The sequence below is a fragment of the Streptomyces phyllanthi genome, assembly GCF_009377205.1.
Taxonomy (GTDB): Bacteria; Actinomycetota; Actinomycetes; order Streptomycetales; family Streptomycetaceae; genus Streptomyces; species Streptomyces phyllanthi.
Map to the genome: position 1 here is coordinate 1 of NZ_VJZE01000177.1, position 16,486 is coordinate 16,486.

Annotated in this window: 14 protein-coding genes and 1 tRNA gene; 8 read left to right on the plus strand and 7 right to left on the minus strand. The window is 70.8% G+C overall.

The features are described from left to right. Both FNH04_RS23675 and FNH04_RS23680 read left to right on the plus strand, forming a co-directional pair. On the plus strand, positions 1-827 hold an 827-nt coding region (locus tag FNH04_RS23675), incomplete at its 5' end, for an RNA-guided endonuclease InsQ/TnpB family protein (protein ID WP_152787419.1). A gap of 139 nt (positions 828-966) precedes the next feature. Beyond that, positions 967-1,317 carry a hypothetical protein gene (locus FNH04_RS23680; protein ID WP_322723653.1) on the plus strand — a complete coding sequence of 117 codons (351 nt, stop codon included), beginning with the start codon at positions 967-969 and terminating at the stop codon, positions 1,315-1,317. Between the two features lie 81 nt (positions 1,318-1,398). Here the strand turns inward: FNH04_RS23680 and FNH04_RS23685 are convergent. Next, positions 1,399-1,470: transfer RNA gene (locus FNH04_RS23685), tRNA-Val, on the minus strand. Between the two features lie 202 nt (positions 1,471-1,672). On the opposite strand from FNH04_RS23685, the gene FNH04_RS23690 reads away from it, so the two are divergent. From FNH04_RS23690 to FNH04_RS23700, 3 genes are all read left to right on the plus strand, one after another. Beyond that, positions 1,673-2,455 carry a DUF4097 family beta strand repeat-containing protein gene (locus tag FNH04_RS23690; RefSeq protein ID WP_152787422.1) on the plus strand — a complete coding sequence of 261 codons (783 nt, stop codon included), beginning with the start codon at positions 1,673-1,675 and terminating at the stop codon, positions 2,453-2,455. Positions 2,456-2,529: 74 nt separating this feature from the next. Continuing rightward, a complete protein-coding gene (locus FNH04_RS23695) occupies positions 2,530-3,933 on the plus strand; it encodes a coiled-coil domain-containing protein (protein ID WP_322723655.1) in 1,404 nt (467 codons plus the stop codon). A gap of 96 nt (positions 3,934-4,029) precedes the next feature. Further along, the gene (locus FNH04_RS23700; RefSeq protein WP_152787423.1) at positions 4,030-4,608 is read left to right on the plus strand and encodes a DUF4383 domain-containing protein; all 579 of its coding nucleotides are present in this window, start codon (positions 4,030-4,032) and stop codon (positions 4,606-4,608) included. Between the two features lies 1 nt (position 4,609). On the opposite strand, the gene FNH04_RS23705 is transcribed toward FNH04_RS23700, so the two are convergent. The 3 genes from FNH04_RS23705 to FNH04_RS23715 all read right to left on the minus strand — a co-directional run bounded on the left by FNH04_RS23705 (position 4,610) and on the right by FNH04_RS23715 (position 9,480). Beyond that, a complete protein-coding gene (locus FNH04_RS23705; RefSeq protein WP_386575458.1) occupies positions 4,610-5,767 on the minus strand; it encodes an amidase domain-containing protein in 1,158 nt (385 codons plus the stop codon). 110 nt (positions 5,768-5,877) lie between these two features. Then, the gene (locus tag FNH04_RS23710) at positions 5,878-7,218 is read right to left on the minus strand and encodes a polysaccharide deacetylase family protein (RefSeq protein ID WP_152787425.1); all 1,341 of its coding nucleotides are present in this window, start codon (positions 7,216-7,218) and stop codon (positions 5,878-5,880) included. Between the two features lie 111 nt (positions 7,219-7,329). Continuing rightward, positions 7,330-9,480: a transglycosylase domain-containing protein gene (locus tag FNH04_RS23715; protein WP_152787427.1), complete on the minus strand. Its 2,151-nt coding sequence runs from the start codon at positions 9,478-9,480 to the stop codon at positions 7,330-7,332. A 381-nt stretch (positions 9,481-9,861) separates the two neighbouring features. Here FNH04_RS23715 and FNH04_RS23720 point away from each other — a divergent pair, with 381 nt between their 5' ends. Together FNH04_RS23720 and FNH04_RS23725 are read left to right on the plus strand one after the other, a co-directional pair. Further along, on the plus strand, positions 9,862-10,086 hold the full coding sequence (locus tag FNH04_RS23720) for an FmdB family zinc ribbon protein (RefSeq protein WP_152787429.1): 225 nt from the start codon (positions 9,862-9,864) through the stop codon (positions 10,084-10,086). A gap of 49 nt (positions 10,087-10,135) precedes the next feature. Continuing rightward, a complete protein-coding gene (locus tag FNH04_RS23725; RefSeq protein ID WP_152787431.1) occupies positions 10,136-10,819 on the plus strand; it encodes a DedA family protein in 684 nt (227 codons plus the stop codon). A gap of 163 nt (positions 10,820-10,982) precedes the next feature. On the opposite strand, the gene FNH04_RS23730 is transcribed toward FNH04_RS23725, so the two are convergent. The 3 genes from FNH04_RS23730 to FNH04_RS23740 form a co-directional block, all read right to left on the minus strand. Next, on the minus strand, positions 10,983-11,789 hold the full coding sequence (locus FNH04_RS23730) for an HAD family hydrolase (RefSeq protein ID WP_152787433.1): 807 nt from the start codon (positions 11,787-11,789) through the stop codon (positions 10,983-10,985). Further along, on the minus strand, positions 11,789-14,359 hold the full coding sequence (locus tag FNH04_RS23735) for a phosphoribosyltransferase (protein ID WP_152787435.1): 2,571 nt from the start codon (positions 14,357-14,359) through the stop codon (positions 11,789-11,791). Before FNH04_RS23735 ends, FNH04_RS23730 begins: the two co-directional genes overlap by 1 nt. Before the next feature lie 72 nt (positions 14,360-14,431). Continuing rightward, positions 14,432-15,601, minus strand: coding sequence for an HpcH/HpaI aldolase/citrate lyase family protein (locus FNH04_RS23740; protein WP_152787437.1), 1,170 nt, complete (start codon positions 15,599-15,601; stop codon positions 14,432-14,434). Positions 15,602-15,793: 192 nt separating this feature from the next. On the opposite strand from FNH04_RS23740, the gene FNH04_RS23745 reads away from it, so the two are divergent. Further along, positions 15,794-16,486 (plus strand): TerD family protein (locus FNH04_RS23745; protein WP_152787440.1); only part of this gene is annotated, 693 nt, incomplete at its 3' end.

A 16,486-nucleotide genomic window follows, 5' to 3' on the forward strand; every position in this document is an offset into this window, starting at 1 on the left:
GTGGCAGGCTGAGCCTGCCGAAGATCGGCGCGGTGAAGGTGAAGTGGTCCCGCACCCTGCCCGCCACCCCCACCTCCGTCACCGTCGTCAAGGACGCGGCCGGCAGGTTTTTCGCCTCCTTCGTCCTCGACACCGACCCGGACGCCGACGCGGCACGGATGCCGGAGACCGACCGCACCATCGGTATCGATCTTGGCCTGACCCACTTTGCGGTCCTCTCCGACGGCACGAAGATCGACTCCCCGCGCTTTCTGCGGCGCGCGGAGAAGAAACTGAGGAAGGCTCAGAAGGAGCTGTCCCGCAAGCAGAAGGGATCGAAGAACCGGGTCAAGGCCCGCCTGAAGGTCGCCCGCGCTCACGCCAAGGTTGCTGACGCGCGTCGTGAGTTCCACCACCAGCTCTCCACGAAGCTGATCTGCGAGAACCAAGGGATCGCCGTGGAGGACCTGTCGGTGGCGGGACTGGCCCGCACCAGGCTGGCCAAGTCCGTGCACGACGCCGGATGGGCACTGTTCGTCAGCATGCTGGAGTACAAAGCGGAACGGTACGGCCGCACCCTGGTCAAGATCGGCCGGTTCACCCCGACCTCCCAGACCTGCCACGCCTGCGGCGCCGTGGACGGACCCAAACCATTGAGCGTCCGGGAATGGACCTGTGCCGCCTGCGGAGCGGTCCACGACCGGGACATCAACGCCGCGATCAATATGAAGACGGCCGCCGGACTGGCGGTATCGGCCTGCGGAGCGCCGGTAAGACCAGGAGCGATCCCGGCACAGCGCGAAGAAACAGGAAGCCACGGATTCCCGACCGAACCCCGTGTCGCGTAGCGGCACAGCAACGATCGAGAAGGCCAGAATCCTCGGGCTTCAGCCCGAGGAGCAAGTCAACGGCCCCGCACGGCCCGTCACCGCACGAAATGACAGAAGGAACTCGCATCCCAAATTCGAACAGGCGTAGCATTGCCGCGTGGCTGAGACCTATGACTTCCCGAGTGACCTCCTGGCCGGCCAGGAGGAGCTGCATCAGGTCCGGGCCGAGCTGCTGGCCCTGCTGAAGCGGCTCCCCTGGTCGGTCGAGCCGCTCGACGGCTTCAGCGACGACAACGGCTGGCGCAGGATCGTGCGGCCCGCCTCCCCCGGCTGGACGGCAGACGAGCAGGCCGAGGTCGAGAAGCTGCGCGAGCGGGAGCGGGAGCTCGCCGTGTTCGTGAGCTGCCACCGCTACTGGGCGGAGGTCGCCACCGGTGAGAAGGTCGACGCCCGGATGCACCTCAAGCACGTGGAGGAACAGGGGCGGGAAGGGACGGAGGGCGCCTGAGAGCCCGGGGGCCAGAACGCCGAAGGCCCAGGCTTCGGGCATCCACCCGGGACCTGGGCCTCTCTCGTGTCCGAGAACCTGTGGGCGCGGACGGTTTCGAACCGCCGACATCCGCCTTGTAAGGGCGGCGCTCTACCGCTGAGCTACGCGCCCGGACGAGTCGACAGCCTACCTTGTGCGGCGGCATGCGCCGCAAACGTGTATCGGGGGTTATCCCCACCTCTGATCCGGGAGCGGCCCGGATCCCCCTCGGCGCGCCCGCTCCGTACGGTCGAAGCAGTCGGAGTACCCGAAGCAGTCGGAGTACTCCAAGCAGCGGCCGGAACCAGGATTCCAGGGCTCAGGGGGAGTTTTCATGTCTCGTTCAGCGCACCCGGCTCGTACGGCGCCGGTCCGGGCCGCCGTCGTCACCGGGGCCGTCGCGGCCCTCATGGCGGGCCTCACCGCGTGCGGGGCCAGTGCCGGGGACGACAGTGACCCGGAGCGGCGGTCGTTCGCCCTCCAGGGCCGTACGCTCACCGTGGACTCGGACGACTCCGCGCTGGATCTCGTGTCCGCGGACGTGGACGAGGTCCGGGTGACCCGGTGGTTCCAGGGCCGCGTCGTCATGGGCGGGGAGCCCCGGATCACCTGGGAGATGAAGGACGACCGGCTCAAGCTGCGCAAGAGGTGCTCGGGCTTCATATCCCAGTGCGCGGCCAGGCACCGCATAGAGGTGCCGCGCGGGGTCGCCGTCGTCGTGAAGGACGGGGACGGGAGCGTGACGGCGAAGGGCTTCGGGGAGTCGCTGGACATCCGGACGGAAGACGGTTCGGTGCGGGTGACGGACTCCACCGGGCCGCTGAAGCTGCACACCGGCGACGGGTCCGTGCACGCGGTCGGCATCGAGTCGCGCGACGTCAGGGCCACCACCCGGGACGGCTCAGTCAGGCTCGAATTCGGCGTCGTACCGGACCTGGTGGAGGCGGACAGCGACGACGGTTCCGTCACCATCGGGCTGCCCCGCGAGACGTACGACGTGACGGCCGAGACCGACGACGGCGCCGTGGACGTGTCCGTGCCCGACGACAAGTCCAGCGACCACGTGGTCACCGCCCGCTCGGAAGACGGCTCGGTCACGGTGCGAACAGCGAACTGAACGGCCCGTGTGTTCGTCCTTACCTGGTGGGAGAATGACACCGGGCAAGGCGGACCACAGCACGGGAGAGGGATGTGACGGCGACACCTTCGCGGCCGGACACGCCGTTCGCGCCACGCGCGCAGCATCCAGTGCGTCGCCGCTCCCCGAGGCCGTCCCCCGCCCGTGATCTGCTGACCCTCGTGGCACTCCCCGTGCTCGCCGTCCTGGCCCTGCCCGCCGCCTTCACCGGGGGCGGCACCCGGCGGTGGTTCGGGGGGCGCGCGGAGAGCCAGCGGGCCGAGGCGCAGGCCGCGAAGGACGCCGCCGCTGCCGCGTTCTACGAGCTCGACACGGCCCAGCGCGATCTGCGGATCTCCATAGAGACCATCTCGGCCGTCGACGACTCCGCCGCCGCCCGCCGCGCCGTCACCGACTTCGAGGCGCTGGGGCGGCGGATCGACGAGGCCAGCCACCGCTATATCAACGCCGTGGACGCCCACGACCTGGACCGCGACGACCTGGAGGCCTCCGTCGCGACCCGTGCCCGTACCGACCTGACCGCGGCCAAGGACGAGCTGGGAAGGGTCAAGCAGGAGCTGGACCGTTTCGCGGAGGGGCTCGGTCCGCTGCTCGGCAAGGCCGAGACCCAGCTGGCCCGGCTCGCCCCGGCCGTGGAGCGCGCCCGCCAGGCCCTGCTCGCCGCCACCAACGCCCTTGATGCCGTGCGGAGTTCAGGGCTCAAGGCCGATGATCTGGCCACCCGCCTCGCCGCCCTCGGCCCCGAGCTGACCAAGCTCAACCAGGGCGCGGGCCGGCACGGCGTACCGCAGACCCTGGAGCGCGCCGACCGGGTCGCGCGGGACGCCGAGGCGGTGCGCGCGGAGGCCGAGCGGCTGCCGGAGCGGGCCGCCGAGATCGACCACCGGCTGGTGTCGCTGCGTACGCGCGCGGAGGCGCTGAGCACCCGTGCCGGGCAGGTGGATCCGGTGCTGAGCGAGCTGCGGCGGCGGTTCTCGGCGGCGTGCTGGCAGGACCTTCAGCATGTGCCGGACCAGGCCGCGGAGACCGTACGGCAGGCCGAGGCGAAGCTGCGGGAGGCACGGGCCGCGCGCGACGAACAACGCTGGCCGGACGCGACCTCACTGCTGTCGACGGTCCGGGCGCTGCTGAACGCCACGGACGAGGCGGTCTCGGCGGCCGGCGACCGGCTGCGGCGGCTGAACGCCGTGCAGAAGGACCCGCAGCAGGAGATCGACCGCACCCGGTTCGCGATCCGGGACGCCCAGCGGCTGGCCATGGCGGGCCGCAGCACCCCCGACCCGCGGCACGCCCGCCCGCTGGACGACTCGGTGGCCCGGCTGGAGCGCGCGATCGCCACGCTGGAGGGGCGGCACCCGGACTACTGGCACTTCCTGACGGAGACGGAGGCCGTGCGGGCGACGGCGGCCCACGTGGTGGGGCAGATCAGGGAGGAACGGGGCGCGGGCGGCGCGTGAGGCGATGCGCGATGGGTGCGTGGTTGGCGCCACGGCCCTCGCGGACGGATATTGAGAAGGTACGTACGACTTCCGCCGGCACCCGAGGAGGCGGACATGGCCTCGCACGCAGCACACCAGGCACCCGGGCGGCGCATCCGGCTCGACGAGCATCTGCCGGTCGACCACCGGCTCAGCCGGGTCTACCGGATCGGCGCGGGCCTCATGGGGCTCGTTCTGCTGGCCTTCGGCATCCTGGGCCTCATCGACAGGGTCGGCTTCTTCGACACCCGCGGGGACACGGTCGCAGGGCTGAACACGAACGGCACGCTCAGTGTCCTGTCGATCTGTGTCGGTGTGCTGCTCTTCGTGGGCATGGTGATCGGTGGCAACTTCGCGTCCACGCTCAACATGCTGTTCGGCGTCGCGTTCATCCTGAGCGGCTTCGTGAACCTGGCGCTGCTGGACACGACCATCAACTTCCTGGCCTTCCGCATCCAGAACGTGCTCTTCAGCTTCGTGTTCGGGGTGCTGCTGATGGCCTTCGGCATGTACGGGCGGGTGGGCTCGGCCCTGCCCCACGACAACCCGTACTGGAAGGCCCGCCATCCGGACCAGCCGGAGCAGCCGGAGCTGGAGGAGCGGGCGGCGGAGAAAGCCGGCGCCCTGCCACGAGGACAGGACGCCGGCCGATGACTCAGGTGCGGTACGCGTAGTACGACGAGGTCGGGTACGAGGCGATGATGCTGGACAGCGACCTGCGGTAGGTGTCGGCGTCGTGGTACGTCAGGTACGGGACACCGCTCGTGCTGCGGTAGGTCGTCATCATGGAGTGGTCCTTGGACCCGTCCTTGTCGAAGTCCACCTGCATCACGTCACCGACGTCCATCTGGTAGACGTTCGCGAGCGCCTTGGTCCGCTTGGCCGTCTGCGTGAACCAGGACCACTCGTTGACGCCGATCCAGGCGTCGGCCGTACCGTTCGACGCGTAGTACCAGGTGTCGTACTCCTCGGGCGTGACCGTGGAGATCTGCTTCCAGCCGCCCGCCAGGAGGCCCTGGCTGAGGTAGTTGGTGCAGTCGCCGCCGAGCGAGTTGTACTTGCGGTACGCCGGGTTGTAGTTCTTCCAGTACTTCTCGGTGTAGGTCGCCATCGCCGCGTAGTTGTACGTACCGCCGGTGAGCTGCTTGGGGTTGGCGGGCGCGGGGTAGGTCGTGGCGGCCTTGGGTGCCTCGATGATCGCGAGCGGGGAACGGGTGAGCGGGAGCTGTCCGCCGGCCGCCGGGGCGGGCTCGTTGATCTGCCGGGGGCCCTTGTCCGTGCGGCGCATGCCCGACAGCTGCCAGGTGCCGTCCTCGCGGGCGGTGAAGGTCAACTGGTGGTGGGCGCGGAAGCCGGTGGTGGCGGGCTCGTCACCACGGACCTTCGCGTACGTCAGCGTCGTGGTCTCGGTGACCCGGACGACGGCCTTCTTCTCCCGGACCTTGGTGCTGTCCACGGTGACGTCGGTGTCCGCGGCGGTGTAGGACTCGCCCAGCGCGGCGAGCCGGGACCGCGTGGCGCCCAGGGCGGTCAGCGCGGTCCCCTCGGTCCGGCTGAGCGCGGCGGTCAGCCGTACGCCCCCCGTCGCCTTCATTGCCGTACGAGCCGGACGGCTCTGGCCCGGGGCGAGCAGGGCGGCCGTGCGGTCGGTCAGTACGGCGTCCGCCACGCGACCGAAGGCGTCGGTGGTCGCCTGGGTCACCTGGGTGTTCGGGGCGTCGGCGGCCTGCGCGGCGGACAGGGGGAGCAGGGCGGTGGAAAGGGCCACCGCCGCCAGGGTCGAGCAACGACGGCTCAACGTCCTTGATTTCACGGGAGGTTCTCCTTGACCCCGGGGTGGTCGTATCCGGGGAGCGCATCTTTACATGGCCCCCTCAACTCCTCCACCCCGGGGGCACAGAATTTCCACAGAGGTCACCGGGGCTACTTCACGACCGTCGACCACTCCGGCGACTGCCCGGGGTCCAGGCTGCGCAGCCGCTCCAAGGTCTCCGGCTTCTGCGCGTCCATCCAGTCGGCGAGCTCCTTGAAGGACACGCACTTGACGTCCTTCTTCGTGCACACGTTCTCGATGGTCCGGTCGACGGCCCTCATGTAGATGCCGCCGTTCCAGTTCTCGAAGTGGTTGCCGATGAACAGGGGAGCCCGGCTGCCGTAGTACACGCGGTCGAAGCCGGCCATGTACGTCTCGACGGTCTCCTCCTCCCACCGCGGGTACTGGGCCGGGTCGCCCTGGGTCTGGCCGCCGGACTGGTTGTAGAGGAAGTTGAAGTCCATGGACAGGCCCTGGTAGTCGCCCCCCTCGTACGGGAGCAGCTGCAGCGGGAAGTCCCAGATGCCGTTCTTCTTGCGCGGCCATATCTGGAAGTCGCCCTTGGAACTGGAGTCATAGCGGTAGCCGTAGTCCTTGACGGCCTTGAGCAGGTTCTTCTGGCCCTCCAGGCAGGGTGCGCGTCCGCCGACGACCTCCTTGTCGACGTCGAAGGGCAGCGGGGGCAGGTCCTCGTAGCCCGTGTTGGTCTTCCAGTTCTTCACGAAGGAGTTGAACTCGCCGATCTCGGTCTCCCACTCCCCCACGCTCCAGTCTCGGCCGCCCTTGGCACCGCAGAAGTGGCCGTTGAAGTGGGTGCCGATCTCGTTCCCGTCCTGCCACGCCTTGCCGAGCTGCTCCAGCGTGGTGCGGATGTGCTCGTCGGTGGGGTAGCTGATCGCCGCTGCCCCCTTCTTGTGCTGCGGGGGGTCGTAGAGCGTCTTCTTGTCCTTCGGCAGCAGATAGATCCCGGTGAGGAAGAACGTCATGTGGACGTCGTACTTCTTCGCCACCTCCCGGTAGTGCGAGAAGAGCTGGTCGTCCCCCTGGAGCGCGCCGTCCCAGGAGAAGACGACGAACTGGGGCGGTTTCTCCCCCGGCTTCAGCGGTTCCGCCTTCAACTGGCCCTTCTGCGGCCCGGTGTACGAGGTCGAGCCGTCCCCGAGCACCTTCGTCTTCCCGTCCCAGACGGGCTCCTCGGACGCACGGGGCGAGGCCGCCTCGCCGTCGGTGCGGCCCCTCTCCGCGGACGCGGTCGGCGTGGCGCTGTCGATGCGTTTCAGTCCCAGGTAGGCCCCCGCGAGGGACGCCACGATGAGGAGGGCCGCCATGGCCAGGAATCCGGGGCGGGTGCTGCGCTGCGGGCGCGCCCGGCGGCGGCCGCGACTGCTCCGGCGACGGCCGGGGGACCGCTGCGGATCCGGTTGCTGCGTCGATCTCGGATTCGACTTCATGCGGGGCTCAATCTGCGAGGGGGGTGGGGGTGGTGCTGTGGTGCTCGTGGCTGTGCTGTGCGTGGCCGTGCTGTGCGTGGTCGTGCTGTGCGTGGTCGTGCTCGCCGGTGGTCAGCCGAGCGGGCTCATGGCGCTCGACCAGATGCCGTACGGGACGTCGGCCGGGGGCGTACCGGCGACCCCCTTGAGCGGCAGCGGTTCGATGCTCTTGGTCAGGTCCATCCGGTAGACCACGACCGCGGTCGACACGGAGCGGTTGGTGCCGACGTACCAGGCCGCGGTGTCGTCCTGCGTGGTGCCGCCCTTCCCGGCCACCTCCGCCGAGGCGGGGGCGTCGGCCGGGTGGTCCCCGCGGAAGGAGTCCGTGAGCGCCGCGGTGACCTGGCGGGCCACCTCGGCGCGCACCGCACGGCGCCGCTCCGGGGTGTCCAGCGCCACCCGGGAACCGTTGTGGGTGACCCGGCGCACGGAGTACGGCTCGGTGTGCGTGCCTCCGGCGGCGAACGTGGCGTACGAGCCCGCCATGCGGATCGCGCTCGGTGTCGAGTTGCCCAGCGACAGCGCGGGCACCTGCGGTCCCATGCTGGACGGGAGCAGACCGACCGCTTCCGCCGTCTCACGCACCGTGTCCAGGCCCGTGTCCATGCCGAGCTGCATGAACGGCGTGTTCACGGACTCGGCGAGCGCCTGGTGCAGGGTGATCGGCCCCCACGACCTGTTGCCGTCGTTGTGGGCGACGACCTTGTCGCCGTTGCGGTCCCAGTAGGGGCCCTCGGGTGTGGTGACCGGGATGCCGTCGTTGCCGTCGTACACGGACTGCGAGGTGACACGTGTCCTGGGGGCGTCGCGCTCCTTGCGCACCCCGTGTTCCAGGGCCGCCGCGTACACGACCGGCAGGAACGCCGAGCCGGCCTGGACCGTGGTGGCGTTGGACTCGTTGAAGCCCTGCTCGCGGTGGTCGGGTCCGCCGTACACGGCGAGTATCCGGCCGTCGGCCGCCACGGAGGCGGCCCCGTAGTGCGCGGTCATCGCCTTGCCCGGGGAGTCCTTCCGGGCCTTCTTCCGGGCCTTGGTCACGGCCTTGGTCAGGGCCGTCTCCCGCTTGCGGTCGAAGGTCGTGTAGATCTGGTAGCCGCCCATGTCGAAGTCCTTGGCGGAGATGCCCGCGGCCTTCTTGGCGTACTGCGCCGCCAGCTCCACCAGGTAGTCGCTCTGCCGTCCGGTGTCGTAGGCCTGGGTCTGCCCGAGCGGCTCGGGGAACTTCGTGTACTTCGCGCGCTCGGACTTCTCCAGCCGGCCGAGGTCGACCATCCGGTCCAGGATCCACTCCCAGCGCTCCACGGCCCGCGCGTGGTTGGCCTGGCTCAGCGCCGGGTCGTACAGGCCGGCGCCCTTGAGGAGGGAAGCGAGGAACGCGGCCTCGCTGACGTTCAGTTCGCCGACGTCCTTGCCGTAGTACGCCTGCGCGGCCCGCTGCATGCCGTAGGTGCCGCGGCCGAACCAGCTGGTGTTGAGATAGCCCTCCAGGATCTTGTCCTTGCTCATCCGGTTGTCGAGCTTGAGGGCGATCATCGCCTCGTCGAACTTGCGGCCGACCGAGCGGTCCTGGGTCAGGTACACGTTCTTGACGTACTGCTGCGTGATGGTGGAGCCGCCCTGGGTGTCGCCCTCGCCGAGGGTGCGCCACAGGGCGCGGGTCAGTCCGCCGAAGGAGATGCCCGGGTCGGAGTAGAAGCTCGCGTTCTCCGCCGCCAGCACCGCCCAGCGGACGTCCTCGGGGATGTCCTTCAGGGGCATGGCCTGGCGCCGCACCCAGCCGGTCCGGGCCATGGGGGTGCCGTCGGACCAGAAGTAGACGTTGTCCTGCTGCGTGGCGAAGGTGTTCAGGTCGTTCGGGATGTCGGTGGCGGCGTAGGCGACGGTCAGCAGCGCACCGCTCAGCCCGACGGACACCACCGCGGCCCCCAGCCACTGCCGCCGCGACGGCACCCAGCGGCGCCAGCCGGTACGGCCCGGTCGCGGGTACCGGGGTCTGAGCCGGCCGGTCACCGGGGCTAACCGCCGGGCGAGGCGCGCGGCGGCGGAGGGCGGTGCCGGTCGGCGGCGGGCTCCGCGATGGCTTGATTCGGTCCCTCGCCCGGCCCGTCGCCCAGCGCTTTGACCCGTTTGCGTCTCCCCCGTCCGCGAGTGAGCCGTGGCGGCGGGATCGACCACCCTGATGACCATGGTGCTGGACGGGTCGGTCGCCGTATCGGCCGTCATGTCGGCTGTCGTATCGGCCGTCGTACGGCGCTGCCACCAGCGCTGCTTCGGTGCGGCCCGGCGACGGCCCGAGCGGCCGTCGTTCCCCGGGCTAGCCACGACGGGCTCCGAAGTGCGGGCGGCCCAAGGGATGCGCGACATCCGTTCGATGCCGGGCAGTGGTCACGGCTGCGTCTCCCCTCGCATGTGGAATCGCGCGCGCGGACAGACGCAGCCGCCGAAGACGCGACTGCGAAACCCCCTGATTCCCCCGGTCTTACGACCTCCACGCGGCGTTCACAAATTATCAGCCACCTTCACAACTGCTCCGATCAAGAACCAGACAGAATTGGCCAACTGGATCACGCCGCCGACCCGTGCCGCGCCCGTTAACCTGTGCGCATGCCTCGCTACGAGTACCGCTGCCGGACCTGCGGCGACACCTTCGAACTGAGCCGCCCCATGGCGGAGTCCTCCGCCCCCGCGGACTGCCCCGCCGGCCACACCGACACGGTGAAGCTCCTGTCGACGGTCGCGGTGGGCGGCTCGGCGTCGGCCCCGGCCCCGGCACCCCGCGCGGGCGGAGGGGGCGGTGGCGGTTGCTGCGGCGGGGGTTGCTGCGGCTGACGGAACCGGTCTCAGGTTCCCTTAAGGTCCACCTCCGTACCGTGCCCCCATGACAGTCATGGCGGCCGGGGCAGGCCCCGCACCCGAGTGGATCAACAGCCTCATGGACACGCTCGGCGCACCGGGCGCCGGGCTGGCCATCGCGCTGGAGAACCTGTTCCCGCCGCTGCCCAGCGAGGTCATCCTCCCGCTCGCCGGGTTCGCGTCGAGCACCGGGCGGATGAACCTGTACGCCGCCCTGCTGTGGACCACCGCCGGCTCGGTCGTCGGCGCCCTCGCGCTCTACGGGGTCGGCGCGCTGCTGGGCCGTGACCGCACCGTCGCCGTCGCCGCCCGTCTTCCCCTAGTCAAGGTCGCGGACATCGAGAAGACGGAGGCCTGGTTCCTCAAGCACGGCACCAAGGCGATCCTCTTCGGGCGGATGATCCCGATCTTCCGCAGTCTCATCTCCGTGCCCGCGGGCGTCGAACGCATGCCGCTGCCCGTGTTCACCGTGCTCACCACCCTCGGCAGCGCCATCTGGAACACGATCTTCGTCCTCGCCGGCTATCTCCTCGGCGACAACTGGACGGAGGTGACCACCCTCGTCTCCGCCTACTCGAAGGTGGTCCTGGCCGCCGCCGCACTCGCCGTGGCGGCCTTCGCCGTCGTACGGCTCACCAGGCCGGGCCGAGGCGCGCGCCGGACCGGGACCGGGACCAGGGCCTCCGAGGACCGGGAACCAGCCGTCTGAGCACCTGAGCGCTCCGCGGGAAGTGCCGCGACGTGCCGTCGGTCGTCCGCGGCACCGTCGTGGCCGGCCGCTCCCCCGCTCTCGGCGGAGCCGCAGACCGGTGCGGCCCCGCGCCCCTGGCGGCAGGGCCCTGCCCAGCCGCAGCGGACCTCACCCGACCCGCTCAGCCGCGGCACTCCTTCAGGAACTCCCGCAGGATCCGCTCCCCGGCCAGCACCCCGCGCTCCGGAAGAGCGGTGACCGCGGGCGCCGCCCACCCGGCCTCGGCCAGCTCCCCGTGCCCCGGCCGCCAGCCACGGTCCGCCGCGAGCAGCAGATCGGCGTCCAGCAGCGAGTCACCGGCCGCGAGCGTGAGCTCGGCGCCGGTGCGCCGGGCGACCTCCCGCAGGGCCGCGCTCTTGGTGAGCGGCTTGGGCACGGCGTAGATCTTGCGGCCCTGGAGCGACACCGTCCAGCCTCGGTTCTCGGCCCAGACCGCCAGCTCCTTCACCCAGTCCTCGGGAAGGAGCTCCCGCTCGACGACGAGATACGCGAAGAGGTCCTCGGCCACCCGGTGCTTGCGCACCCAGGCCGGGTCGGCGGTGGCCGCCATGTGGTCCCGTATCTCCTCCAGGGGCGCGCACTCGTCCGCGAGCCGGGCCGTCACGCGGGCGTGCCAGTCCCGGTCCGTGACCCCGTCCACCAGGATGTGTCCGCCGTTGGCGCAGATCACGTACTCGGGCGCCGGGCCCGGCAGGTTGATGCGCTGGTACTGCTTGCGCGTCCTGGTCGTCGTCGGCACGAACACCGCCGCGTCCCCGAGATCGGTGAGCAGCCCGGCCGCGGTCTCGGTCATGAACGACAGCGGTCTGCTCTCGTGCACCTCGACGCACAGCAGCCGGGGTGCCCGCGCGTCCGGCATGGTCAGTGCCAGTGCCGTCGGGGAGTAGATGAGCGTACGGTCGAGATCGCTCGCCACCAGGACGGCCATCAGAGGGCCACCGCCTTTCCGTCGGCGCCGGTGGCGCCCCTCGTGTATTTGGGGTGGATCAACCCGACGCAGGTGTACGGCAGTTCGCCCACCTCGTGCACCGGCACCCCGCGCTGCTCGGCGAGCAGGCGCACATGGTCGAGATCGGCCCCCGCTCCGGCCCGCGCGAGGATCTTCCACGGTACGCGGCGCAGCAGCACCCGGGTGGTCTCGCCGACGCCGGGCTTGACCAGGTTCACGTCGTGGATGCCGTACTCCCCACTGATCCGCTCGACGGCCGCCCAGCCCTCCCAGGTCGGGGTGCGGTCGGCGGAGAGCAGCTCCTTGGCCTGCGCGTCCACCGCGTCCGCGACCTCGGTGAAGCGGGCCGAGACCGCGTCCAGGAAGTCGTTCGACACATCAGCGCCGGCGAGTTCGCGGTAGAACTTCGCACCGTGGTAGTCGTTCGGGCCGACGAGGTCCGCGCGCAGCACCGTACGAGAAATCAGCCCGGACACCGTCGAGTTGAGACACGCGGACGGGATGAGGAAGTCCTCGCGGGTGCCGTACGTCCGCACGCACGAGCCGGGGTCGGCGAGCACCGCGATCTCCGGGTCGAAGCCGGTGACGCCGTCGGACTCCTCGAACTCCCGCAGGGCGTCGGCCAGTTCGCGGGTGATGGCGCCCTTGCCGGTCCAGCCGTCGACGAACACCACATCGGCCGGGTCGTGATGGGCCGCGAGCCACCGCAGCGCGTTGGCGTCGATACCGCGCCCCCGCACGATCGACACGGCGTAGTGCGCCAGGTCGAGCCCGTGCCGGTGCCGCGCCCAGCGGCGCATCAGCACGCCGACGGGGGTGCCCGCGCGGGCGAGCGAGACGAGTACGGGCCGGGGTGACCGCTCGGCCAGCACGGTCTCCGTGACCACACCCACGGCCTGGGCTATTCGCCCGGCCGACTCCTCCAGCGCGCTGTGGAAGAGGGCCTGGTACCGCTCACTGGGCTGGTACTCCACCGGCAGCGACTCCGCGTAGTGCGCGCCTCCGCTCTGGATGGCCTCCTCGCGCTCCTCGGTGGGCGCCTCCAGTGTGATGTCCGAGAGGTCCTGGAGCAGCCAGCCGACCTCGTCGGGCGCGTACGAGGAGAAGGCGGGGCCGCGGAGGGGCTCGGGCAGCATGGAGGACCTTTCGGTGGTGTCCGACGCTTCTTCCGGCGCGCCGAACGGTCGGTTCGCTCTTTCCGCCACGACGGCGCTCGGCCACGGCGGTGTGGTCCGGCGGTGCCGGGCCGTCGGCGGCCCATGGCGCTCGGTCGCGTACGACGGCACGTACGACGGGACGACCGCGAGCAGCACGCTCGGCGTGTGCGCGGCCAGCCGCGCCAGCAGTCCGTCGGCGGCGTGGAGCGCAAGGGTGTCGGCGACCGAGTCGACCACGGCCACGATCGCGTCGAAGCCGGCGCCCGCGACGTTGTAGGCGTACCGCTCGCCGGGGCCGTCGGCGGGGTCGTCATGAGCGGGGAAGACGATACGGCTGCGGATCGCGTAACCGGGGTCGTCGACCGCGAGGACGGGTGAGCGGGTCGTGGTGGAGTACCGCACCTCGGCTTCGGTCGCCTTCTGCAGCTCCCGGGCCAGCCGGAGCGGCGCGTACATCAGCTCCTCGAAGCCGAGCACGAGCACGCGCCGCACGCCCCGGGGCAGCGCGTCCGCGAGCCGGGCGGCCATGGCGGGCAGCGCGCTCTCCAGGCGTGCGCGGTGCTCGCGTGTGAAGCCGTGCCGCCCGCCGTCGGGGACACCGCGGGGCCAGCCGAGCTCGACGCGGGTGACCCGGTCATGGCCGGCACCCGCCCGGCCGGGCTTCCCGGCCCCGGCGCTTTCGTACTCCGCGACCAGCGCCTGCCCCTTCGCCAGCACCCCCTCCGGCAGCCGTACGGTCCCGGAGGCCGCCGTCACCAGGTCGACGCGGGCGCCGATCTCGCGGGCGAACTCGTCCAGGCGCCCGAGGTCGGCGGCCGAGCGCATGTCGACCAGGGCCACGATCACGTACCGTCCGCGCGGGTAGCGGGCGTGCAGTTCACGGATGGTGTTCAGGACGGTGTTGCCGGTGGAGAACTCGTCGTCGACCAGCACCAGCGGCCCGTCGCCCGCGAGCAGCTCCGGGTCCTCCGGCAGCAGGAGGTGCGAGGTGGCGTGGGAGTGGGCCTCCTCGAAGCCGCCGGCCCGGGCGACGCCCTCGACGGGCCGCCGGGTGGAGTGCAGGTACGGCGCGAACACCACGCCGTCCGCGACCGAGTGGCCGAGCCCGGTGGCCGTCTCGGCGTACCCGAGCACGACGGCGTCGCCCGCCTGGTCACCCAGCAGCTCGCGCACCCGGCGGCCGAGGGCGAACCCGTGCCCGTACACGACCGACGGCGCCTGTGGCACGTGCTTGCCCAGCACGTTCGACACCAGCAGGTGCGCCCGCTTGGGGTTGCGCCGCAGCGCGAGTCCCAGCAGGTCCCGGAGCGGTTCGTCGCCGACCAGTTCGACACCGAGCCGCTCGGCGACCCAGCTTCCGGACCAGACCGGGTTGTTGGCGTTGCTGTTCATCAATCCCTTGTCGGTAAGTCGTCAGTAAGGCACCGCTTCGGTGAGCCGTGCCCGCAGGACGCGTCGGTCCCGTCAGTCGCCGGGCAGTCCCGCCGCCAGCAGCTCCACGAAACCGATGTCCTCGTTGGCCACGCCGAACACCTCCGCGCGCTGGAGGACGCGCTCGGCCCAGGCCCGGTGCGGCTTCACCTCGTTCATCTTGTTCGTGTAGGCGGACCGCAACACCCCTCCCCCGCCGCGCTCGGGCCGGAGGATGTCCTGTGCGTCGCTGAACTCCTCGTGGCTGACCACCGACAGCGCGTGCACGGGCAGGACGTGCGAGGGGTGGATGCAGGTCTTGCCGAGGAGGCCGTTGGCCTTGTCCAGGGAGATCTCCCGCAGCAGGCCGTCCATCGCGTGCTCGATCAGCGTCTCGCGCAGGCCCCCGGCGCGCACCTCGAGGAAGGGGCTGGTCCGCAGCTGCGGCTTGAACATGCGCTCCTGCACCCGGAAGTACTCCCAGACGGGCCCGGTCACCGTGAACCCGGTGCCGTCCGCCCGCCCCAGCACGTTCACCACGTCGGCGATCACCGAGGCGACGATCTGCACGTCGTACGCGGTCATGTCGGGCGCCCGGCGCAGCGCGTACGAGGAGCAGAAGTCGGTGACGCCGAGACGCAGCGCGAGCACGCGCTCGCGGTACTTGTCGACCGTGCGGGAGATGCCCTGGAGCGATGCCACCCGCGTCTCCAGGTACAGCAGGTCGGGGGACTCCAGCACGGGCATGGCGAACAGCCGCCGCCCGCTCTCCGCCTCGGCCGCGGTGAGCGCCTCCAGGAACGCCACGCCCCGTTCCTCGGTGAACTTCGGCAGTACGAATCCGGACAGCAGCCGTACGGCCGGTCCGAGCCGCCGTACGAGGTCCGGGATCTGCTCCGGCGTACGGACCCGGACGAACAGCAGCGGCAGCTCGGCGCCCCGGAGCCCTGCGAGGTCGCCGAACTGCCGGACCAGGTTCTCCTCGGCGCCCGTGACCTCGGCGTCGTCGATCGAATCCTCCAGGCAGAGCACCATCGAGACGACACCGCGCCCGGCCTGCTTGACGATGTCGTCGGCCAGCCGAGGCCGGGTGGCGGGGCTGTAGAGCGTGGCCCCGAGGGCCGCCGCGAGCACCCGGGCCGGGGAGTCGGCGGTGAAGAACTGCGGCTCCCGGTGGAAGAGACGCTGACGCTCCTCAGGGGCGAGGTGCCCGAAATGACGCATAGGAGTCCCCCGTGGCAGCTGGTCGGCCTGGTGAAATGGTGGCCGGTAATAGTACGTAGACATCCATGTCGTGGGTTCCCGCCGGGGATGAAGTTCTGGTAACTGGGACGTATCGAACGCTCGTCGGTCCCCGCCGGGCGATCGTGACCCCCGCGTTGTCGTGAGCAGGACCGAGAGGGCAGGATGATCCGCATGACGCAAGCGATGCTGAAGGGGTCGAACGTTCCGCTGGACGCCACGGCGGTGCGTGCCGTGCTGCGCTGGACGCCCGGCCAGGGCGTCCCGGATGTCGACGCCTCGGCGCTGCTCCTCGGCCCCGGCGGACGCGTACGGTCCGACGAGGACTTCGTCTTCTACAACCAGCCCCGTCACCCCTCCGGCAAGGTCTGGCGGCTCGGCAAGAAGCGCGTCACCGAGGGCCTCACGGACACCATCCAGGCGGATCTGGCGGGCGTCGAGTCCGCTGTCGGACAGATTCTGCTGGTCGCCTCCGCCGACGACGTCCCCTTCGACCGCGTACGGTCGCTGCGCATCCTGCTGTACGACGCCACGGTCCCCGACTCCGAACCGCTGGCGTACTTCGACGTCAAGCCGGAGACCGGCGAGGAGACGTCGCTGATCTGCGGTGAGCTGTACCGGCGCGGCGGCGGCTGGAAGTTCCGCGCGCTCGGCGAGGGCTACGCGAACGGTCTGCAGGGTCTCGCGACCCACTTCGGCATCTCGGTGGACGAGTCGGAGGCCGCCCTGACCCACGACACCACGCCGCCGGAGAGGGCACCCTTGCCGCCCGAGCAGCCCACGTCGGCGATGCCGCAACAGCCCGGGTACGGCTACCCTCCGGCAGTCACCACCCAGCAGCCGCCGCCCACCCAGCCGGCCTACGGC